Origin of the sequence: Burkholderia sp. BCC1988 (genome assembly GCF_905339895.1) — a bacterium.
Lineage (GTDB): Bacteria > Pseudomonadota > Gammaproteobacteria > Burkholderiales > Burkholderiaceae > Burkholderia.
In genome coordinates, this window is sequence record NZ_CAJPHA010000016.1 from 19,540 (window position 1) to 40,304 (window position 20,765).

Sequence of the window (20,765 nt, forward strand, 5' to 3'; positions counted from 1 at the left end):
CTTTACGACGGTGTCCCCATGAACGACCACCAGCAGCCGCTCGCCGCGGTGCCCGCCGCACAAGGTCTGTACGACCCGCAAAACGAACACGACGCCTGCGGCGTCGGCTTCGTCGCTCACATCAAGGGCAAGAAGAGCCACGAGATCATTCAGCAGGGTCTGAAGATCCTCGAGAACCTCGATCACCGCGGTGCGGTCGGTGCCGATCCGCTGATGGGCGACGGCGCCGGCATCCTGATCCAGATTCCGGACGCGTTCTATCGCGAGGAAATGTCGAAGCAGGGCGTGACGCTGCCGCCGGCCGGCGAATATGGGGTCGGCATGATCTTCCTGCCGAAGGAAAACGCATCGCGTCTCGCGTGCGAGCAGGAGCTCGAGCGGACGGTGCGGGCAGAAGGGCAGGTCGTGCTCGGCTGGCGCGACGTGCCGGTCGACCATACGATGCCGATCTCGCCGACGGTCAAGGCGAGCGAGCCGCTGATCCGCCAGATCTTCATCGGCCGCGGCAAGGACATCATGGTGACGGACGCGCTCGAGCGGAAGCTGTACGTGATCCGCAAGACCGCGAGCCACCGCATCCAGGCGCTGAAGCTCAAGCACGGCAAGGAATACTTCGTGCCGTCGATGTCGGCGCGCACGATCGTCTACAAGGGGCTGCTGCTGGCGGGCCAGGTCGGCGTGTACTACCGCGACCTGCAGGACGCGCGCGTCGTGTCGGCGCTCGCGCTCGTGCACCAGCGCTTCTCGACCAACACGTTCCCGGCCTGGGAGCTGGCGCACCCGTACCGCATGATCGCGCACAACGGCGAGATCAACACCGTCAAGGGCAACGTGAACTGGCTGAACGCGCGTACCGGCGCGATCGCGTCGCACGTGCTCGGCGACGACCTGCCGAAGCTGTGGCCGCTGATCTACCCGGGCCAGTCGGACACCGCATCGTTCGACAACTGTCTCGAACTGCTGGTGATGGCCGGCTACCCGCTCGTGCACGCGGTGATGATGATGATCCCGGAAGCCTGGGAACAGCACACGCTGATGGACGAGAACCGCCGCGCGTTCTACGAATACCACGCCGCGATGATGGAGCCGTGGGACGGCCCCGCCGCGATCGCGTTTACCGACGGCCGCCAGATCGGCGCGACGCTCGACCGTAACGGCCTGCGCCCGGCGCGCTACATCGTGACCGACGACGACCTCGTCATCATGGCGTCGGAAGCCGGCACGCTGCAGATCCCCGAATCGAAGATCGTCAAGAAGTGGCGCCTGCAGCCGGGCAAGATGTTCCTGATCGACATGGAACACGGCCGCATCATCGACGACAAGGAGCTCAAGGACAACCTCGCGAACGCGAAGCCGTACAAGAGCTGGATCGACGCCGTGCGCATCAAGCTCGACGAGATCGAGCCGAAGGCCGAGGACGTCGCGGCCGGCCGCACGCAGGGCGCCGCGCTGCTCGACCGCCAGCAGGCGTTCGGCTATACGCAGGAAGACCTGAAGTTCCTGATGGCGCCGATGGCGCAGCAGGGCGAAGAGGCCGTCGGCTCGATGGGCAACGACTCGCCGCTCGCGGTGATGTCGAACAAGAACAAGACGCTCTATCACTACTTCAAGCAGCTGTTCGCGCAGGTCACGAACCCGCCGATCGACCCGATCCGCGAGAACATGGTGATGTCGCTCGTGTCGTTCATCGGCCCGAAGCCGAACCTGCTCGACACGAACAACATCAACCCGCCGATGCGTCTCGAAGTGTCGCAGCCGGTGCTCGACTTCAAGGACATCGCGAAGATCCGCGCGATCGACCAGTACACGGGCGGCAAGTTCAGCGCGTACGAACTGAACATCTGCTACCCGGTCGCATGGGGCAAGGAAGGCATCGAGGCGCGCCTCGCGTCGCTGTGCGCGGAAGCCGTCGACGCGGTCAAGTCGGGCTACAACATGCTGATCGTGTCGGACCGCAAGACGGACGCCGAGCACGTCGCGATTCCGGCGCTGCTCGCCACGTCGGCGATCCACTCGCACCTCGTCCAGCAAGGGCTGCGCACGAGCACGGGCCTCGTCGTCGAGACGGGCTCCGCACGCGAGACGCACCACTTCGCGCTGCTCGCGGGCTACGGCGCGGAAGCCGTGCACCCGTACCTCGCGATGGAAACGCTCGCGAAGATGGCCGAAGGCCTGTCGGGCGACCTGTCGCCGGAGAAGGCCGTCTACAACTTCACGAAGGCGGTCGGCAAGGGCCTGCAGAAGGTGATGTCGAAGATGGGCATCTCGACGTACATGTCGTACACGGGCGCGCAGATCTTCGAAGCGCTCGGCCTGTCGAGCGACCTCGTCGAGAAGTACTTCAAGGGCACGGCCTCGAAGGTCGGCGGTATCGGCCTGTTCGAAGTCGCGGAAGAAGCGATCCGCCTGCACCGCGATGCGTTCGGCGACAACCCGGTCCTGCGCGACATGCTCGACGCGGGCGGCGAGTACGCGTATCGCGTGCGCGGCGAAGACCACATGTGGACGCCGGACTCGATCGCGAAGCTCCAGCACGCGACGCGCAGCAACTCGTACCAGACCTACAAGGAATACGCGCACCTGATCAACGACCAGACCAAGCGTCACATGACGTTCCGCGGCCTGTTCGAGTTCAAGGTCGAGCCGACCAAGGCGATCCCGATCGAAAACGTCGAACCGGCGAAGGACATCGTGAAGCGCTTCGCGACGGGCGCGATGTCGCTCGGTTCGATCAGCACGGAAGCGCACGCGACGCTCGCGATCGCGATGAACCGGATCGGCGGCAAGTCGAACACCGGCGAAGGCGGCGAGGACGAGAAGCGCTACCGCAACGAACTGCGCGGCATTCCGATCAAGTCGGGCGAGACGCTGAAGTCGGTGATCGGCGACGAGATCGTCAGCGACATTCCGCTGAAGGATGGCGATTCGCTGCGCTCGAAGATCAAGCAGGTCGCGTCGGGCCGCTTCGGCGTCACCGCCGAGTACCTGGCATCGGCCGACCAGATCCAGATCAAGATGGCGCAGGGCGCGAAGCCGGGCGAAGGCGGCCAGCTGCCGGGCCACAAGGTGTCCGAATACATCGGCAAGCTGCGTTACTCGGTGCCGGGCGTCGGCCTGATCTCGCCGCCGCCGCACCACGACATCTACTCGATCGAGGATCTGGCGCAGCTGATCCACGACCTGAAGAACGTGAACCCGAGCTCGAGCATCTCGGTGAAGCTGGTGTCGGAAGTCGGCGTCGGCACGGTCGCGGCCGGTGTCGCGAAGGCGAAGGCCGACCACGTCGTGATCGCCGGCCATGACGGCGGCACGGGCGCGTCGCCGCTGTCGTCGGTCAAGCATGCGGGCACGCCGTGGGAACTCGGCCTCGCCGAAACGCAGCAGACGCTGGTGCTGAACCGCCTGCGCGGCCGCATCCGCGTGCAGGCCGACGGCCAGATGAAGACGGGCCGCGACGTCGTGATCGGCGCGCTGCTCGGCGCGGACGAATTCGGCTTCGCGACGGCACCGCTCGTCGTCGAAGGCTGCATCATGATGCGCAAGTGCCACCTGAACACGTGCCCGGTCGGCGTCGCGACGCAGGATCCGGTGCTGCGTGCGAAGTTCAAGGGCCAGCCCGAGCACGTCGTGAACTACTTCTTCTTCGTCGCCGAGGAAGTGCGCGAGATCATGGCGCAGCTCGGCGTCGCGAAGTTCGACGACCTGATCGGCCGTGCCGACCTGCTCGATACGCGCAAGGGCATCGAGCACTGGAAGGCGAAGGGCCTCGACTTCTCGCGCGTGTTCTACCAGCCGGAAGAGTGCGAGGACGTCGCGCCGCGTCACGTCGACGTGCAGGATCACGGCCTCGAGCGCGCGCTCGACCACGTGCTGATCGAGAAGGCGAAGGCCGCGATCGAGAACGGCGAGCATGTGTCGTTCATCCAGCCGGTGCGCAACGTGAACCGGACGGTCGGCGCGATGCTGTCGGGCGTGATCGCGAAGAAGCACGGCCACGAAGGCCTGGCCGACGACGCGGTGCACATCCAGCTGAAGGGCACGGCCGGCCAGAGCTTCGGCGCGTTCCTCGCGAAGGGCGTGACGCTCGACCTCGTCGGCGACGGCAACGACTACGTCGGCAAGGGCCTGTCGGGCGGCCGGATCATCATCCGTCCGACCAACGACTTCCGCGGCAAGTCCGAGGAAAACATCATCTGCGGCAACACGGTGATGTACGGCGCGATCGAAGGCGAATCGTTCTTCCGCGGCGTCGCGGGCGAGCGCTTCTGCGTGCGTAACTCGGGCGCGACGGCGGTCGTCGAAGGCACGGGCGACCACGGTTGCGAATACATGACGGGCGGCACGGTCGTCGTGCTCGGCGAAACCGGGCGCAACTTCGCGGCCGGCATGTCGGGCGGCCTCGCGTACATCTACGATCCGGAAGGCACGTTCGCGGCGAAGTGCAACAAGTCGATGGTCGCGCTCGAGCCGGTGCTGCAGCAGGCCGAGCAGGAGCGCACGGTCGACCGCGCGCTCTGGCATGCGGGCACGACGGACGAAGCGCTGCTCAAGGGGCTCGTCGAGCGTCATTTCCAGTTCACGGGTTCGCCGCGCGCGAAGTCGCTGCTGGAAAACTGGGACGCGGCGCGCCGCCAGTTCGTGAAGGTGTTCCCGCACGAATACAAGCGCGCGCTGGGCGAGATCGGTGCGAAGAAGGCGGCGAAGGAAGTGCTGGCCGCCTGAGCGACGAACGACATAGAGAATGCCGCGCGCGCCTGACGGCCGCGCGCGGCTCCCCCACCCGATACACCGAACAGAAGAGCACCTTATGGGCAAGGCAACCGGTTTTCTGGAGTTCGAACGCCGCCACGAGGCGTACGAAGCACCGCTCACGCGCGTGAAGCACTACAAGGAATTCGTCGCGGCGCTGACCGACGCGGACGCGAAGGTCCAGGGCGCACGCTGCATGGACTGCGGCATCCCGTTCTGCAACAACGGCTGCCCGGTCAACAACATCATTCCTGACTTCAACGATCTCGTTTACCGCCAGGACTGGCAGCAGGCGATCGAAGTCCTGCATTCGACCAACAACTTCCCCGAGTTCACGGGCCGCATCTGCCCGGCGCCGTGCGAGGCAGCCTGCACGCTCGGGATCAACAACGATCCGGTCGGCATCAAGTCGATCGAGCACGCGATCATCGACAAGGCCTGGGCCGAAGGCTGGGTGAAGCCGCTGCCGGCCGAACACAAGACCGGCAAGAAGGTCGCGGTCGTCGGTTCGGGCCCCGCGGGCCTCGCCGCCGCGCAGCAGCTCGCGCGTGCCGGCCACGACGTGACGGTGTTCGAGAAGAACGATCGCGTCGGCGGCCTGCTGCGTTACGGGATCCCCGACTTCAAGCTCGAGAAGTGGCTGATCGATCGCCGCATGCGCCAGATGGAAGCGGAAGGCGTGACGTTCCGCACCAGCGTGTTCATCGGCAAGGATCCGCTGCCCGAGTCGATCGGCAGCCTCGCGAAGGAAACCATTTCGCCGGACACGCTGAAGGAAGAATTCGACGCGGTCGTGATCGCGGGCGGTTCGGAAACGCCGCGCGACCTGCCGGTGCCGGGCCGCGAGCTCGCCGGCGTGCATTTCGCGATGGACTTCCTGCCGCAGCAGAACCGCGTGAACGCGGGCGACAAGCTCGCCGACCAGCTGCTCGCGAAGGGCAAGCACGTGATCGTGATCGGCGGCGGCGATACGGGTTCGGACTGCGTCGGCACGTCGAACCGTCACGGCGCGAAGCAGGTCACGCAGTTCGAACTGCTGCCGCAGCCGCCCGAAGAGGAAAACAAGCCGCTCGTGTGGCCGTACTGGCCGATCAAGCTGCGCACGTCGTCGTCGCACGAGGAAGGCTGCGAGCGTGACTGGGCGGTTGCGACCAAGCGTCTCGAAGGCAAGAACGGCAAGGTCGAGAAGCTGATCGCGGTGCGCGTCGAGTGGAAGGACGGCAAGATGCAGGAAGTGCCGGGCTCCGAGTTCGAGATGAAGGCCGACCTGGTGCTGCTCGCGATGGGCTTCACGCAGCCGGCAGCCACCGTGCTCGAGGCATTCGGCGTCGCGAAGGATGCACGCGGCAACGCGCGTGCGGCGACCGAAGGCGATCGCTCGTACTACACGTCGGTCGACAAGGTGTTCGCGGCAGGCGACATGCGTCGCGGCCAGTCGCTCGTCGTCTGGGCGATCCGCGAAGGCCGCCAGTGCGCGCGCTCGGTCGACGCGTACCTGATGGGGCATTCGGAACTGCCGCGCTGAGCTGAAGCGCGCGAGCGGGTTTCGAGGAAAACCGGGCGTCCGAAAGGGCGCCCGGTTTTTTTATTGGGCCGAGCGCTGCCGGCAATCAATAAAGCAGCAATTAAATCGACAATTTATAAAAACAAAAATATCAAACGATATATTGAGGTAGAGATTGAATCGGGGTCTATCGCCACCTATAGTGATTTTCGCCTGATTAATTCAGGTGCATGAAAAAGGTCTGGTTTTCATACTTTTTGGAGAAAATCATGGCGTATATATCGATGTCGTTTCAGTTTACGCAAGACCCCACGCGCGTCCTCGGTGTTGCCCAGAACAATACCAACGGCAGCGTGATCGGCCCCAATGCCCCGGTACAACTGCGCTACTTCACCGACCCGAATGTGCAGACCCTGTGGGACTACGATCCCACCCACGGTTGCATCATTCTGGATTTCAGCGATTCGAACGGCGGCGGCAAGCTGGCGGTCGACTTCGCAGACGGGAAGGTCGCGCCCGAGACGCCGCTGGTCCTGCGTCCGTTCACGGGGGCGCCGTCGCAGCGCTGGAGCATTTCGATTCGCCCGGGATATATTACGTCCCTCGCCAACACAGGCCTCGTGATCGACGACCATTACGATAGCCTGCAAGCGAACAACCTCGTCTGGGCATTCCCCTACAACGGGACCCACGCACAGCAATGGACGCCGGTTCATGCCTTCCAGGCAGTCGCCGAAAGAGCGCCGCAATCGCTACGAGCATAAGAACGGTTCGTTGTCGCCACGGGAAGGTGGTGCCCGTGGCGGCAACGGGGCGGCCCATTCCGTGCGCGAATGCCGTGACATCGATAAGTCGGAATCGTGGAAAACCGCTTCGGTTCGCCACATTAATTTCTGCTTTGGCATGCTCGCGTTTTGAGAAATTTTCCATGGCTAATCGGATGGCATGAAAAGCCGGTTCAATGGCGGGTTTTGTTTTTCGTCGTGATTTCTATTTGGCGCTCCGCTATTGCGAACGTTTTCCGGTGCGAAAAGCCGCGAATCGCCCACCGCGCTATTTTCGGACTGGATCGCTACTTGGCGCCGCGCCAACCACTCCGCGTGACGAAGTGCGTGGCTTCGCGGCACACACGAGTCCCAGGCATGCATGCGCCGCTCGCTCCCCCCCGTTGCGCGTCCCGCATCTTCCCGAAGCGTCGCCTAACCTGATCACATCGGGCGTTGATGTTTCGTTTCGCGATTTCGAAGCCTTTCGTTTTGTAATAACCATTGAGAACTGTCTTCGCCGTGTTCACACGGCCGCCGCGTATGACGACCCCATTTACAACGACTCTGGATGGAGGCATTCGTGCATGGGTTGATCGACGCCGCCAACGGCGTGTTGTGGAATGACGTGCTAATCGCACTGCTGCTCGGCGCCGGCAACATCGCCGGCGTCGCGGTCGCGCTGACGGTCGGCGGGGCGGGCGCGATCTTCCGGATGTGGATGACGGCGCTCGTCGGGATGTCGTCGGCGTTCGTTCCCGAACTCGCTCACGTGCTGCCGGCCGACGTGTGGGGCGAGCACGGCCCGCTGCCGCAGCGAGCGGCGCCTGTCGAAGTGGTGGCCGAAGCACGCGTGGCGGTGCGCGAGTCATGAACGGCGACCGGCTCCGTGTGTTCGTCGCACTGATGCCCGATACGGCGTCGCGCGATGCGTTGCACGCGCTGCCGGTCACCCGCGGCGCGCGGCGCACGCTGCCCGCGCAACTGCACGTGACGCTCGCGTTCATCGGCGCGATCGAACGCGCGCGTTGCGACGCGCTGGCCGCACGCCTGCCGGCGCTCGCGGCCGCGCATGCTTTGCCGTTGCAGCCGGTCGAGCGGATTGCATGGTGGCCGAGCCTGCCGCGCGCGAGGCTGATCGTCGCGGAACTCGCGCCCGATCCCGCCTGTGTGGCGCTGAATGCCGAGTTGTCCTTGCTGCTGCGCGAGCTGGGCGTGCCGGCCGACCGCCGGCCGTTCCGGCCGCACGTCACGCTCGCGCGGCTGCCGCGCGACGCGGACGGGCAGCCTGCGCACGGCGGCGCGACTGGGCGGCCGGTTGCGCTGCGTTTCGTCGCGCTGACGCTATTTGAAAGCCGGTTGTCGCACGACGGCGTGTCGCATGTGCCGATCGTGTCGGTGCCGATCGTGCCGGCGTAGCGGGAAGACGGGAAGACGGGAAGACGGGAAGGACGCGGAAGAGAAGGCCGGCGCGGCATGCGCCGGCCTTCTGTTGTGCGGTTACGCGGCGACCTTGTCGCTGTCGTTCACGCGTTCGACGTTGATCGTGCCGACGTGGAACGCGGCCAGCGACTCGCGGTGCGCGATGCTGACGATCGCGGCCTTCGGCAGCCGTTCGGCGAACAGGTGGTAGAGCCGCGCTTCGTTGTCGGCGTCGAGCGCGCTCGTCGCTTCGTCGAGGAACAGGAAGTCCGGCTTGTGCAGCAGCACGCGCGCGCCGGCGAGACGCTGCTGTTCGCCCGGCGACAGCACACGCGTCCAGTGGCCGGTCTCGCCGAGGCGCTCGACGTAGTCTTCGAGGCGGCACGCGCGCAGCGCGTCGCGGCACGCGTCGTCGGTGAACGTGTCGGGCGCGGCCGGATACGTGAGCGCTGCTTTCAGCGTGCCGATCGGCAGGTAACTCGTCTGCGGCACGAACATCATCCGCGCGCCGACCGGCGCGTCGATCGCGCCGTCGCCGAACGGCCAGAGGCCCGCGAGCGCGCGCATGAACGTGCTCTTGCCGGAACCCGACTTGCCGATCACGAGCCAGCGCGAGCCGGGTTCGATCGTCACGTTGCCGATGTTCGCGAGCGCGTTGCCGTTCGGCAGCGCGAGCTTCAGCGACGACGTCGACAGCTTCGCGGCATCGACGTAGTGCAGGTTGATGCCGCCGTGCTCGGTCGCGGGCGACAGGCTTTCCTTCAGGTGCGACGTGCCCATCACGCGCTTGAATTCACGCAGACGGTTGACGGTGGCGCGCCATTCGACGAGGGTCGAGTAACTGTTGATGAACCACGAGAACGAATCGCTGACGGTGCCGAACGCGGACGAGATCTGCATCAGCACGCCGAACGAGAACGCGCCGGCGAAATAGCGCGGCGCCGCGACGACGAGCGGGAAGATGATCGCGATCTGCCCGTAGAAGCTCAGCACGAACGTGAGGCGCTTCGTGTACTTCATCACGCGCCACCAGTTGTCGCGAATGCGCGTGAACAGGCTCTGCGCGTTGGCGGTCTCGGTTTTCTCGCCGTCGTAGAACGCGATCTGCTCGGCGTTCTCGCGCACGCGGATCAGCCCGAAGCGGAAGTCGGCCTCGACGCGCTGCTGCTGGTAGTTGATCGACACGAGCGGGTGACCGACCTTCTGGATGATCAGCGAGCCGACCACCGCGTACAGCGCGGCCGCCCACACCATGTAGCCGGGGATCGTGATCGGCGTTGCGCCGAGCGAGAGCGTGAGCGCGCCGGCGAGCGACCACAGGATCGTGATGAACGACACGAGCGTGACGACCGTCGACAGCAGGTCGAGCGACAGCGCGAGCGTCGTCGTCGCGAACGACTGGAGGTCATCGGTGATCCGCTGGTCGGGGTTGTCGGCGAGACGGTCGCGTTCGATCCGGTAGAACGCGCGATCGCCGAGCCACTGGCCGAGAAACCGGTCGGTCAGCCACTGGCGCCAGCGGAACCCGAGCATCTGGCGCAGGTAGCGGCCGTACACCGCGAGGATGATGAAGCCGAACGCGAGCGCGGAGAACTGCATCAGCAGGTTCGGGAAGTCGTGGACGTCCTTCGACTGCAGCGCGTTGTAGAACTGCGCGTTCCACTTGTTCAGCTTGACGTTGATCCAGACCACGCAGAGGTTGATCGCGATGATCGTGACCAGCAGCCCCCACGCGACTTTCCATTCGGACGACACCCAGTAGGGCTTGATGAGGCTCCATGCGGATACCGGGCGCTCGTCCTGCGGCGCGTCGGAGGCGGAGCGGACGGGATCGATCGATTGGGTCATGTGCTTCCTGATGAGTAGCCGGCGCGCGGGCCGGGCGGAGCCGGACGCGCGCCGCGATACGGCATGCCGGGACGAGGTGCCGACTGACGGCGGGCGTCCGGATGGTGGCCCGCGCGTCTTAAACGGCACTTAAGGCCGGCGGTGACGCGGCAACCGGCCGCTCGCGCGGCCGGCCTGCGGGCATTGTGCCAGAGCGGCGCGGCGCGACGGCGAATTTGCCGCAAGGGGACAGTTTGCGGCGCTTTCCGCTTTTATGGTCTAATGGCCGACGACGAAACAGGGGTGCTTCGAGCGCGGCCGACGGACAGTTCCGGGCAACGCGGCGAGGCTGAGAAAGACCCTTCGCACCCGATCCGGGTAATACCGGCGAGGGAAGTTTCTGATCCCGCCGGGCCGCGCTGGCCGCCATCCCACATGGTCAGCGCCCGAGTCCCGCCCGGCCGGCCTTTGCTGCCGGTTTCGTCCTTTTGGGTACGCGCGTCGCGCGTTACGGAAGGAATGATGACCGCTCAATCTTCAGTCTTTTGCGCTGTTCCCGATCCGCTGTCGTGTGCGTCTGCACGGGACCGTGTGCGCGCGTCGACATCCGTCGCATGCGCCCGCCTGGTTCGCGGGGAGGGGGCGCGATGAACCTCCATGCTTCCCGGCCGGATTTCGCGGTACTCGGCGGCGGCCTCGTCGGCCGCCTGATCGCGTGGCGGCTCGCGGGCGACGGGCATCGCGTCGCGCTGTACGAACGCGGCGGCCCGGACGGCGAGCAGTCGGCCGCGTGGGTCGCGGCCGCGATGCTCGCGCCGCTCGCCGAGGCGGCGAGTGCCGAGCTGCTGATCACCGAGCTCGGCGCCGCATCGCTCGCGCGCTGGCCGCAATGGCTCGCGGAACTGCCCGAACCGGTGTTCTTCCAGCAGCACGGCACGCTCGTCGTCTGGCATCACGCGGATCGTGCCGAGGCGCCGTTGTTCGAGCGGCGCGTGCGCGCGAACGCGCCGGCCGAGCTGTTCGACGGCGGCTTCGTCGCGCTGGCCGGTGCGCAGGTCGACGCGGCCGAGCCCGCGCTCGCGGGGCGCTTCGCGCGCGGCCTGATGCTGCCGCGCGAAGGGCAGCTCGACAACCGGCAGGCGCTGTGCGCGCTCGCGGCGGGCCTCGCGCAACGCGGCGTCGAGCTGCACTGGCACGCGACGATCGACGACGCGAACCGGCCCGACGCGCATTTCACGATCGATTGCCGTGGGCTCGGCGCGAAATCCGCGCTGCCCGAGCTGCGCGGCATCCGCGGCGAAGTCGCGCGCGTGCATGCGCCCGGCATCGGGCTCACGCGGCCCGTGCGGCTGCTGCATCCGCGCTATCCGCTGTACATCGCGCCGAAACAGGACGACCTGTACGTGATCGGCGCAACCGAGGTGGAGGGCGAGGACATGTCGCCCGTCAGCGTGCGCTCGGCGCTCGAACTGCTGAGCGCGGCGTTCTCCGTGCACCCGGCATTCGGCGAGGCGCGCATCCTCGAACTCAACGCACAGTGCCGCCCGACGCTGCCCGATCATCGCCCGGCGGTGATCTGGGACGGCGCGAGGACGCTCGCCGTCAACGGCCTGTACCGGCACGGCTTCATGATCGCGCCGGAAGTCGCGCATGCGGCGGTCGCGTTCGCGCAGGCCGCGCTCGGCGGCACGTTCGCCGATGCCGACGCGTTCGCCGCGTGGCGCGATGCCGCGCGCTGGCCGACGCTCCTTCATCACCGCGACGACGCGCGCCAGCCGGCCTGACGCGCGCCGCCGACCGAATTCGACCAAGCCTCATGGATATCCAGATCAACCAACAGACGCTGACGCTGCCCGACGGCGCGACGGTGGCCGACGCGCTCGCCGCGTACGGCGCGCGTCCGCCGTACGCGGTCGCGCTGAACGGCAATTTCGTCGCGCGCACGCAGCATGCGGCGCGCGCGCTCGCGACGGGCGACAAGCTCGACGTGGTGCACCCCGTCGCGGGCGGCTGAGCGCCGCCGGTTCGCCCCCGCTCTTCCAGGAAAACGACATGACGTCCCTCACTTCCGCCGACGCGCTGACGCTGTACGGCGAAACCTTCGCAAGCCGCGTGCTGCTCGGCACGTCTCGCTATCCGTCGCTGCAGTCGCTGTCCGACTCGATCGCCGCGTCGCGCCCCGGGATGGTGACGGTCGCGCTGCGCCGCCAGATGACCGGGGGCACCGCCGAGGCCGGTTTCTTCGACCTGCTCAAGCGTCACGCGGTGCCGTTGCTGCCGAACACGGCCGGCTGCCAGACCGTCGCCGAGGCGGTGACGACCGCGCACATGGCGCGCGAGGTGTTCGACACCGACTGGATCAAGCTCGAGCTGATCGGCGACGACTACACGCTGCAGCCCGACCCGGTCGGGCTGATCGAGGCGGCCGCGCAACTGGTCAAGGACGGCTTCAAGGTGCTGCCTTACTGCACCGAGGATCTCGTGATCGGCCGGCGCCTGCTCGACGTCGGTTGCGAGGCGCTGATGCCGTGGGGCGCGCCGATCGGCACCGGCAAGGGCGTCGTGAACCCGTACGGGCTGCGCGTGTTGCGCGAGCGGCTGCCGGACGTGCCGCTGATCGTCGACGCGGGGCTCGGGGTGCCGTCGCACGCGTGCCAGGTGATGGAGTGGGGTTTCGACGGCGTGCTGCTGAACACGGCCGTGTCGCAGGCCACGCACCCGGAGATCATGGCGCGCGCGTTCGCGCAGGGCGTCGAGGCCGGCCGTGCGGCCTACCTCGCCGGGCCGATGGATGCGCGCGAGACCGCGCATGCGAGCACGCCGGTCGTCGGGATGCCGTTCTGGCACCAGGACGGGGGCGGCGCATGAGCGCGCGCTTCGCCGATGCCTTCTGGCCGCCGGCCGACGAGCTGGCCGAAGCGGCCGAGCGGATTCGCGCGCGCCTCGGCGACTGGCCGGCCGGCACGACGCCGTGGCGGCTCTGCGTCGTGGCGCCCGACGTGCCGGCCGACGGCGACGTGCTGATCGTGTCGGCCGGCGACCGTGCCGCGCAGGCGCGCGCGTCGGCCGCATCGCGCCCCGCATCGCCGGATGCGGTCGCGATCGAATTCGACGAGCGCGGCGCCGTGCTGCATGCCGCGGGCGTGCGCCACGCGCTGGAAGCCGCGCATCCGCTCGCCGACGACTGGATCGCGGCGCTCGCCGCGTTCCTCGACTGCGGTTTCGCGCCGATCGACGCGCTGGTGCTCGCGCTGGCGTGGCGCGACGGCGACGAAACGCGCGATGCCGATGCGTGGCCGGTCGACGCGGCACGGTTTCCGCGTGTCGCCGGCCTGGCCGCCGCACCGGAGCCGGCATTCCCGCCGTGCCCCGCGCAACTGGGCCTGTATCCGGTCGTCCCGGATGCCGAATGGGTCGAGCGCGTGCTGGAATGCGGCGCGCGGACCGTGCAGCTGCGCGTGAAAGGCGCGGAGCCGGACGCATTGCGCCGGGAGATCGCGCGCGCGGTCGCGGCAGGGCGCCGCTATCCCGATGCGCGCGTGTTCATCAACGATCACTGGCAGATCGCAGTAGAAGAGGGTGCGTACGGCGTACATCTGGGCCAGGAGGATCTGGAAACGGCCGATCTGGCCGCGATCGCGCGCGCCGGCCTGCGGCTCGGGCTGTCGAGCCACGGTTATTACGAGATGTTGCGGGCCTTGCACGAGCGCCCGAGCTATCTGGCGCTCGGGCCGGTCTACGCGACCGCGACCAAGGCAGTCGCGGCGCCGCCGCAGGGCCTGGCGAGAATTGTCCGCTATGCGCGCTTCGCGGGGGCGCGGGCGCCGCTCGTCGCGATCGGCGGCGTGGGGCTCGACGCGTTGCCGGACGTGCTGGCGACGGGCGTCGGCAGCGTCGCGGTCGTCAGTGCGGTAACGGGCGCGATCGATTATCGGGCGGCGATTGTTGCGTTGCAGCAATGCTTTGCCCGACAATTTGACAATCATTGACCGCAGGGCCCGGAACGGCGTCACGACATCATTCCAATGCAGGCCCTATAATTCGGCGTTCTGCGTAAAAGGACTGTCAGCTCCGTGAGCCCCACTCCTACCGAGACCCTGCTGGAACTTCGCGACGTCGACTTTGGCTACGGCGACCGCCTCGTCCTGTCGAACCTGAACATGCGCTTCGGGCGCGGCCAGGTCGTCGCCGTCATGGGCGGGTCGGGTTGCGGCAAGACGACCGTGCTGCGCCTGATCGGCGGGCTGGTGCGCGCACGCCGCGGCCAGGTGCTGTTCGACGGCGCCGACGTCGGCGCGCAGACGCGCGACGGCCTGTACGCGCTGCGCCGCAAGATGGGCATGCTGTTCCAGTTCGGCGCGCTGTTTACCGACATGTCCGTGTTCGAGAACGTCGCGTTCGCGCTGCGCGAACACACCGACCTGCCCGACGACCTGATCCGCGATCTGGTGCTGATGAAGCTCAATGCGGTCGGCCTGCGCGGCGCGCGCGACCTGATGCCGTCCGAGGTGTCGGGCGGGATGGCGCGCCGCATCGCGCTCGCGCGCGCGATCGCGCTCGACCCGCAGCTCATCATGTACGACGAACCGTTCGCCGGCCTCGATCCGATCTCGCTCGGCATCACCGCGAACCTGATCCGCACGCTGAACGAGGCGCTCGGCGCGACGTCGATCCTCGTCACGCACGACGTGCCGGAATCGTTCGCGATCGCCGACTACGTGTATTTTCTGGCCAACGGCGGCGTGCTCGCGCAGGGTACGCCCGACGAGCTGCGCGCATCGACCGACCCGAGCGTGCGCCAGTTCATCGACGGCGCGCCGGACGGCCCGTTCAAATTTCATTACACGAGCCCGCCGCTGGCAGCGGATTTCGGGCTCGGCGGAGGGCGCGCATGATCAGCGCGATCGGACGTTACGTCATCGGCGGCCTCGAGCGCGCGGGCTACGGCACGCGGCTGTTCGTGCGCCTCGTGCTGGAATTCTTCCCGCTGTTGCGCCGGCCGCGGCTGGTCACGAAGCAGATCCACTTCCTCGGCAACTATTCGTTCGTGATCATCGCCGTGTCGGGCCTGTTCGTCGGCTTCGTGCTCGGCCTGCAGGGCTACTACACGCTGAATCGCTACGGTTCCGAGCAGGCTCTCGGCCTGCTGGTCGCGCTGTCGCTCGTGCGCGAACTCGGCCCGGTCGTGACCGCGCTGCTGTTCGCGGGCCGCGCGGGCACGTCGCTGACGGCCGAGATCGGCCTGATGAAGGCCGGCGAGCAGCTCACCGCGCTCGAGATGATGGCCGTCGACCCGGTCAAGACGGTGATCGCGCCGCGCCTGTGGGCGGGCATCATCGCGATGCCGCTGCTCGCCGCGATCTTCAACGCGGTCGGCGTGCTCGGCGGTTATTTCGTCGGGGTCGTGCTGATCGGCGTCGATCCGGGCGCGTTCTGGTCGCAGATGCAGGGCGGGGTCCAGGTATGGGCCGACGTCGGCAACGGCGTGATCAAGAGCATCGTGTTCGGGTTCGCCGTGACCTTCATTGCGCTGTTTCAAGGGTATGAAGCGAAGCCCACGCCCGAGGGCGTGTCGCGCGCGACGACCAAGACGGTCGTGTTCGCGTCGCTCGCCGTACTCGGCCTCGATTTCCTGCTGACCGCGCTGATGTTCAGCTAAGCCTCAGCCAAGCCAAATTTTGGGATGACGATGAAAAAGACTGCTCTCGACTTCTGGGTCGGCCTGTTCGTGGTGGTGGGCTTCCTTGCGGTGCTGTTCCTGGCGCTCAAGGTCGGCAACATGAGCTCGCTGTCGTTTCAGCCGACCTACTCGGTGCGGATGAAATTCGACAACATCGGCGGGCTGAAGCCGCGCGCGGCCGTGAAGAGCGCGGGTGTCGTGGTCGGCCGCGTGAAGGCGATCGGCTTCGATCCCAACACCTATCAGGCGCTGGTGACGATTGATATCGACGGCCAGTATCCGTTCCCGAAGGATTCGTCGGCGAAGATCCTGACGTCGGGCCTGCTCGGCGAGCAGTACATCGGCCTCGATCCGGGCGGCGACACCGAAATGCTGAAGGCGGGCGATACGATCACGATGACGCAGTCGGCGATCGTGCTCGAGAACCTGATCGGCCAGTTCCTGTACAGCAAGGCAGCCGACGCGGGTGGCGCGAAGCCGGCATCCGGCGCCTCGGCCGCACCGGCGGCGCCCGCACCGGTCGCGGTGCCGGCCTCCGCGGTGTCCGGTTCGGCCGCCCAATAACCACACGAGAGAAAGACCAGAGGGTAATGACCATGCAGACGATCCGCATCAGGCACGCCGCGCTCGCGGTGGCGGCAGTCGCCGCGTTGAGCGGTTGCGCGACCGTGCAGACGCCGACCAAGGGCGATCCGCTCGAAGGCTTCAACCGGTCGATGTACAAGTTCAACGACACGGTCGACACGTACGCGCTGAAACCGGTCGCGAAGGGCTACCAGTACGTGGTGCCGCAGCCGGTGCGCGACAGCGTGACGAACTTCTTCTCGAACATCGGCGACGTCTACATCGCGGCGAACAACATCGTGCAGCTGCGGATCGCGGACGGCGTCGGCGACATCATGCGCGTCGTGATCAACACGGTGTTCGGCGTCGGCGGCCTGTTCGACGTCGCGACGATCGCGAAACTGCCGAAGCACACGGCCGACTTCGGGATCACGATGGGTCGCTACGGCATGCCGTCGGGTCCGTATCTCGTGCTGCCGCTGCTCGGCCCGAGCACGCTGCGCGACACGGCCGGCCTCGGCGTCGACTACGTCGGCAACCCGCTCACCTACGTGAAGCCGGACGGCCTGAGCTGGGGCCTGTTCGGCGTGAACCTCGTCAACACGCGTGCGAACCTGCTCGGCGCGGGCGACGTGCTGGATGCCGCGGCGCTCGACAAGTATTCGTTCGTGCGCAACGCGTACCTGCAACGCCGCCAGATGCTGATCGACAACGCGCGCGGCGAGGCCTCGACGACCTCGAGCAACGATGCGCTGCCGAAGTACGACCTGCCGGACGACGGCGCGGCACCGGCGGCAGCCGGTGCGGCCGGGACGGCGGGCGCCGCGGCAGTCGGTGGCGCGACGGCGCCGGCCGGCGCATCGGGCGCGGCCGTTGCCGCACCGGCGTCGGGTGCCGCCCAGGCGCCGAACCCGGCCAGCGCGACGACCGTGCCGCCGATGCAGGTGGCGCCGCCGTCGCCGGGCGGATTCCGCTTCCCGAGCATCCGGCTGCACTGACGCGCTTACATTCGTTACAGCCGGAAACGATTCAGTCGGTAGCGCACGCGAACCTTCGCGTAAGCTACCGGCTCCAACCTTCGCATCGACTCTTCATGCAGGTCTCCATGATGAAAAAACTGTTCCTGATTCCCGTTTTCGCGGCGCTGTTCTCGTTCGGCAGCGCAGCTCACGCGCAAGTCGACCAGTCGAACCCGCAGGCGCTGATCAAGACGGCGACGCAGCAGGTGCTCGACGAGGTCAAGCAGCAGACGATCAAGCAGGGCGACACCAACCGCATCATTACGATCGTCAACAAGGACATCCTGCCGTACACCGATTTCCGCCGCACCACGCAGCTCGCGATGGGCCGCAACTGGCGCACGGCGTCGGCCGAGCAGCAGCAACAGGTTCAGGAGCAGTTCAAGCTGCTGCTGATCCGCACGTATTCGGGCGCGCTTGCGCAGCTGAAGCCGGACCAGCAGATCCAGTACCCGCCGTTCCGTGCCGATCCGGCCGACACCGACGTCGTCGTGAAGACGGTCGCGATGAACAACGGCCAGCCGGTCCAGATCGACTACCGCCTGTACAAGACGGCCAACGGCTGGAAGGTGTATGACCTGAACGTGCTGGGCGCATGGCTGATCCAGACGTACCAGCAGCAGTTCAACGAGAAGATCCAGCAAAGCGGCGTGGACGGCCTGATCAAGTTCCTGACGCAGCGCAACCAGGAACTTGCCGCCGGCAAGCAGGCGTCGTGAGCGGCTTCGCGGCCGGCTCCTCGCTGACCGTCGCGAGCGCGAAGTCCGCGCTCGCGGACGGTCTCGCGCGCATCGACGCGGGCGAAACCGCCGTCGACTGCGCGGCGCTGACGCAGTTCGACTCGTCCGCGCTCGCCGTGCTGCTCGCATGGCAACGTGCCGCCAAAGCGCGCGGCGCGACCCTCGACATCCTCAATCTCCCCTCGAAGCTCGCCAGCCTCGCGCGCGCCTACGGCGTCGACGCGCTCATCGACGGCACCGGGCGACATTGACCCTGTCCGACCGAAGCCTGCCGCGCCAGCCGGCGCGCGCACGCTTCAGGCCGCGCGCCTTAGGCGCCGGCTCCACCAGCCGGTTTGCCCTATAATCAAGCGTTTTGCGGGGCAGCCAATCGGCGTCCGGCCCCCATTTTCTTTCGCAGCAAGCACAGAATAGGCGTCGCGGCCCCTGCGCCGCGCACAGTCATGTCAGCCATAGAAATCCGTCACGTCAAGAAGCGCTACAAATCGCTTCAGGCGCTCAAGGGCGTCAGCCTGTCGGTCGAGGAGGGCGAGTTTTTCGGTCTGCTCGGCCCGAACGGCGCAGGCAAGACCACGCTCATCAGTATCCTCGCCGGGCTCGCCCGGGCCGATGAAGGCAGTATCTCGGTGCGTGGCCACGACGTCGTCAAGGACTTCCGCGGTGCGCGCCGCGCGCTCGGCGTCGTGCCGCAGGAACTCGTGTTCGACCCGTTCTTCACCGTCCGCGAGACGCTGCGGATCCAGTCCGGCTATTTCGGGCTGCGCCGCAACGACGACTGGATCGACGAAGTGATGGCCAATCTCGACCTCACCGAGAAGGCCGACGCGAACATGCGCGCGCTGTCGGGCGGCATGAAGCGCCGCGTGCTGGTCGCACAGGCGCTCGTGCACCGGCCGCCCGTGATCGTGCTCGACGAGCCGACGGCCGGCGTCGACGTCGAGCTGCGCCAGACGCTGTGGAAATTCATCTCGCGGCTGAACCGCGAAGGCCACACGATCGTCCTGACCACGCATTACCTCGAGGAAGCCGAGTCGCTGTGCGACCGCATCGCGATGCTGCGTCGCGGGGAAGTCGTCGCGCTCGACCGCACCGACGCGCTGCTGCGCCGCTTCGCGGGCTTGCAGCTGTACCTGCGGCTGGCAACGGGCGCGCTGCCCGCCGAGCTGCGCGGGCTGGAGACCGATCCGGCCGCACGCGCGCCGGGCGAGCATCTGCTGCGTCTCGCGAGCTACGACGATGTCGAGCGGATTCTCGCGCAGTGTCGCGCGGCGGGCTGCACGTTCGACGAGATCGAGGTCCGCAAGGCCGACCTCGAGGATGTGTTCGTCCAGGTGATGAACGGAGCAGAAGTCGTCGAGGGATTGGCATGAATCAACAACCCCCACGCGAACTTCGTTCGCTGCCCCCCGAGGGGGCGCCCGCCACTCTTGGGGCGGCCCGGCGAGTGTCGGGAAGCGGTTTTCAAACGCTGTTCTACAAGGAACTCCTGCGTTTCTGGAAGGTGTCGTTCCAGACGGTGTGCGCACCGATCGTGACGGCGCTGCTTTACCTGACGATCTTCGGCCACGCGCTGTCGGGCCGCGTCGAGGTGTATCCGGGCGTCGAGTACGTGAGCTTCCTGGTCCCCGGCCTCGTGATGATGAGCGTGCTGCAGAACGCATTCGCGAACAGCTCGTCGTCGCTGATCCAGTCGAAGATCACCGGCAACCTCGTGTTCGTGCTGCTGCCGCCGCTGTCCTACCGGGACATGTTCGGCGCGTACGTGCTCGCATCCGTCGTGCGCGGGCTCGCGGTCGGCGCGGGCGTGTTCGTCGTGACGATCTGGTTTGTCCCGATGCATTTCGCGGCGCCGCTGTTCATCATCGCGTTCGCGCTGCTGGGCTCGGCGATCCTCGGCACGCTCGGGCTGATCGCCGGGATCTGGGCCGAGAAGTTCGACCAGCTCGCCGCGTTCCAGAACTTCCTGATCATGCCGCTGACGTTCCTGTCCGGCGTGTTCTATTCGACGCACTCGCTGCCGCCCGTGTGGCGCGAGATCTCGCGTCTCAACCCGTTTTTCTACATGATCGACGGCTTCCGTTTCGGGTTCTTCGGCGCGTCCGACATCAACCCGCTCGCGAGCCTCGCGATCGTCACCGGTTTCTTCGTGCTGCTCGCGATGTTCGCGATGCGGCTGCTCGCGACCGGCTACAAACTGCGTCATTGATATCGACGGCGGCGGCCGCCACGGGCGGCGCGCGCCGACAGGAGCCCCTCATGTTGCCGACTCCCGAACAGGTCAAGCAATACATCGCCGGCGGTCTCGCCTGCACTCATCTGGAAGTCGAAGGCGACGGCCAGCATTTCTTCGCGACGATCGTGTCGGCGGCCTTCGAAGGCAAGCGGCCGATCCAGCGGCACCAGCTCGTCTATGCGGCGCTCGGCGATCGCATGAAGCAGGAAATCCACGCGCTCAGCATGAAGACGCTGACGCCCGCCGAATGGCAGAACGCATAA

The 20,765-nt window shown here is 66.9% G+C and carries 18 protein-coding genes, 1 pseudogene and 1 riboswitch; of the genes and pseudogenes, 18 read left to right on the plus strand and 1 reads right to left on the minus strand.

What is annotated here, in order from left to right; all coding sequences use genetic code 11:
• The first annotated feature begins 18 nt into the window (after positions 1-18).
• The 5 genes and pseudogenes from U4012_RS22455 (at position 19) to thpR (ending at position 8,436) form a co-directional block, all read left to right on the plus strand.
• Entirely contained in the window at positions 19-4,722 is a 4,704-nt protein-coding gene (locus U4012_RS22455) for a glutamate synthase-related protein (protein ID WP_044845974.1), read from the plus strand.
• A gap of 85 nt (positions 4,723-4,807) precedes the next feature.
• Positions 4,808-6,274 carry a glutamate synthase subunit beta gene (locus U4012_RS22460; RefSeq protein ID WP_044845973.1) on the plus strand — a complete coding sequence of 489 codons (1,467 nt, stop codon included), beginning with the start codon at positions 4,808-4,810 and terminating at the stop codon, positions 6,272-6,274.
• Positions 6,275-6,483: 209 nt separating this feature from the next.
• Complete coding sequence (locus tag U4012_RS22465) at positions 6,484-7,017, plus strand: RICIN domain-containing protein (RefSeq protein ID WP_052664703.1); 534 nt, start codon at positions 6,484-6,486, stop codon at positions 7,015-7,017.
• A gap of 571 nt (positions 7,018-7,588) precedes the next feature.
• Positions 7,589-7,774 (plus strand): annotated as a pseudogene (locus U4012_RS22470) (alanine:cation symporter family protein); the annotation flags it as partial.
• 113 nt (positions 7,775-7,887) lie between these two features.
• Positions 7,888-8,436 carry an RNA 2',3'-cyclic phosphodiesterase gene (gene thpR, locus U4012_RS22475; protein WP_321801613.1) on the plus strand — a complete coding sequence of 183 codons (549 nt, stop codon included), beginning with the start codon at positions 7,888-7,890 and terminating at the stop codon, positions 8,434-8,436.
• Positions 8,437-8,517: 81 nt separating this feature from the next.
• Here thpR and U4012_RS22480 read toward each other — a convergent pair whose 3' ends face one another.
• Positions 8,518-10,287, minus strand: coding sequence for an ABC transporter ATP-binding protein/permease (locus tag U4012_RS22480; RefSeq protein ID WP_044845970.1), 1,770 nt, complete (start codon positions 10,285-10,287; stop codon positions 8,518-8,520).
• 268 nt (positions 10,288-10,555) lie between these two features.
• A riboswitch (TPP riboswitch) is annotated at positions 10,556-10,679 on the plus strand.
• 234 nt (positions 10,680-10,913) lie between these two features.
• On the opposite strand from U4012_RS22480, the gene U4012_RS22485 reads away from it, so the two are divergent.
• The 13 genes from U4012_RS22485 to U4012_RS22545 all read left to right on the plus strand — a co-directional run bounded on the left by U4012_RS22485 (position 10,914) and on the right by U4012_RS22545 (position 20,765).
• Positions 10,914-12,050, plus strand: coding sequence for an FAD-dependent oxidoreductase (locus U4012_RS22485; protein WP_321801615.1), 1,137 nt, complete (start codon positions 10,914-10,916; stop codon positions 12,048-12,050).
• Between the two features lie 32 nt (positions 12,051-12,082).
• On the plus strand, positions 12,083-12,280 hold the full coding sequence (gene thiS / locus U4012_RS22490; RefSeq protein WP_014898319.1) for a sulfur carrier protein ThiS: 198 nt from the start codon (positions 12,083-12,085) through the stop codon (positions 12,278-12,280).
• Between the two features lie 38 nt (positions 12,281-12,318).
• The gene (locus U4012_RS22495) at positions 12,319-13,134 is read left to right on the plus strand and encodes a thiazole synthase (RefSeq protein ID WP_039322226.1); all 816 of its coding nucleotides are present in this window, start codon (positions 12,319-12,321) and stop codon (positions 13,132-13,134) included.
• Complete coding sequence (gene thiE, locus U4012_RS22500) at positions 13,131-14,255, plus strand: thiamine phosphate synthase (RefSeq protein WP_321801619.1); 1,125 nt, start codon at positions 13,131-13,133, stop codon at positions 14,253-14,255. Before U4012_RS22495 ends, thiE begins: the two co-directional genes overlap by 4 nt.
• 84 nt (positions 14,256-14,339) lie before the next feature.
• On the plus strand, positions 14,340-15,161 hold the full coding sequence (locus U4012_RS22505) for an ABC transporter ATP-binding protein (protein ID WP_044845966.1): 822 nt from the start codon (positions 14,340-14,342) through the stop codon (positions 15,159-15,161).
• Entirely contained in the window at positions 15,158-15,925 is a 768-nt protein-coding gene (mlaE, locus tag U4012_RS22510) for a lipid asymmetry maintenance ABC transporter permease subunit MlaE (protein ID WP_006762098.1), read from the plus strand. Before U4012_RS22505 ends, mlaE begins: the two co-directional genes overlap by 4 nt.
• Before the next feature lie 24 nt (positions 15,926-15,949).
• Positions 15,950-16,510 carry an outer membrane lipid asymmetry maintenance protein MlaD gene (mlaD, locus tag U4012_RS22515; RefSeq protein WP_044845964.1) on the plus strand — a complete coding sequence of 187 codons (561 nt, stop codon included), beginning with the start codon at positions 15,950-15,952 and terminating at the stop codon, positions 16,508-16,510.
• Between the two features lie 32 nt (positions 16,511-16,542).
• The gene (locus U4012_RS22520; RefSeq protein WP_044845963.1) at positions 16,543-17,508 is read left to right on the plus strand and encodes a VacJ family lipoprotein; all 966 of its coding nucleotides are present in this window, start codon (positions 16,543-16,545) and stop codon (positions 17,506-17,508) included.
• Between the two features lie 110 nt (positions 17,509-17,618).
• Entirely contained in the window at positions 17,619-18,248 is a 630-nt protein-coding gene (locus U4012_RS22525; RefSeq protein WP_044846000.1) for a phospholipid-binding protein MlaC, read from the plus strand.
• A complete protein-coding gene (locus U4012_RS22530; protein WP_044845962.1) occupies positions 18,245-18,520 on the plus strand; it encodes a lipid asymmetry maintenance protein MlaB in 276 nt (91 codons plus the stop codon). The genes U4012_RS22525 and U4012_RS22530 overlap by 4 nt, the downstream gene beginning before the upstream one ends.
• A gap of 192 nt (positions 18,521-18,712) precedes the next feature.
• Positions 18,713-19,639, plus strand: coding sequence for an ABC transporter ATP-binding protein (locus U4012_RS22535; protein ID WP_044845961.1), 927 nt, complete (start codon positions 18,713-18,715; stop codon positions 19,637-19,639).
• Positions 19,636-20,475 carry an ABC transporter permease gene (locus U4012_RS22540; RefSeq protein ID WP_321801624.1) on the plus strand — a complete coding sequence of 280 codons (840 nt, stop codon included), beginning with the start codon at positions 19,636-19,638 and terminating at the stop codon, positions 20,473-20,475. The genes U4012_RS22535 and U4012_RS22540 overlap by 4 nt, the downstream gene beginning before the upstream one ends.
• A gap of 50 nt (positions 20,476-20,525) precedes the next feature.
• Complete coding sequence (locus U4012_RS22545) at positions 20,526-20,765, plus strand: BolA family protein (protein ID WP_006477131.1); 240 nt, start codon at positions 20,526-20,528, stop codon at positions 20,763-20,765.

Coding starts and splice junctions, on each gene's coding strand:
- mlaD (WP_044845964.1), top strand. CDS start 15,950: ATGACGATGAAAAAGACTGCTCTCGACTTCTGGGTCGGCCTGTTCGTG.
- U4012_RS22460 (WP_044845973.1), top strand. CDS start 4,808: ATGGGCAAGGCAACCGGTTTTCTGGAGTTCGAACGCCGCCACGAGGCG.
- U4012_RS22540 (WP_321801624.1), top strand. CDS start 19,636: ATGAATCAACAACCCCCACGCGAACTTCGTTCGCTGCCCCCCGAGGGG.
- thiS (WP_014898319.1), top strand. CDS start 12,083: ATGGATATCCAGATCAACCAACAGACGCTGACGCTGCCCGACGGCGCG.
- U4012_RS22495 (WP_039322226.1), top strand. CDS start 12,319: ATGACGTCCCTCACTTCCGCCGACGCGCTGACGCTGTACGGCGAAACC.
- U4012_RS22485 (WP_321801615.1), top strand. CDS start 10,914: ATGAACCTCCATGCTTCCCGGCCGGATTTCGCGGTACTCGGCGGCGGC.
- U4012_RS22455 (WP_044845974.1), top strand. CDS start 19: ATGAACGACCACCAGCAGCCGCTCGCCGCGGTGCCCGCCGCACAAGGT.
- U4012_RS22525 (WP_044846000.1), top strand. CDS start 17,619: ATGAAAAAACTGTTCCTGATTCCCGTTTTCGCGGCGCTGTTCTCGTTC.
- thiE (WP_321801619.1), top strand. CDS start 13,131: ATGAGCGCGCGCTTCGCCGATGCCTTCTGGCCGCCGGCCGACGAGCTG.
- U4012_RS22535 (WP_044845961.1), top strand. CDS start 18,713: ATGTCAGCCATAGAAATCCGTCACGTCAAGAAGCGCTACAAATCGCTT.
- U4012_RS22545 (WP_006477131.1), top strand. CDS start 20,526: ATGTTGCCGACTCCCGAACAGGTCAAGCAATACATCGCCGGCGGTCTC.
- U4012_RS22465 (WP_052664703.1), top strand. CDS start 6,484: ATGAAAAAGGTCTGGTTTTCATACTTTTTGGAGAAAATCATGGCGTAT.
- thpR (WP_321801613.1), top strand. CDS start 7,888: ATGAACGGCGACCGGCTCCGTGTGTTCGTCGCACTGATGCCCGATACG.
- U4012_RS22520 (WP_044845963.1), top strand. CDS start 16,543: ATGCAGACGATCCGCATCAGGCACGCCGCGCTCGCGGTGGCGGCAGTC.
- mlaE (WP_006762098.1), top strand. CDS start 15,158: ATGATCAGCGCGATCGGACGTTACGTCATCGGCGGCCTCGAGCGCGCG.
- U4012_RS22480 (WP_044845970.1), bottom strand. CDS start 10,287: ATGACCCAATCGATCGATCCCGTCCGCTCCGCCTCCGACGCGCCGCAG.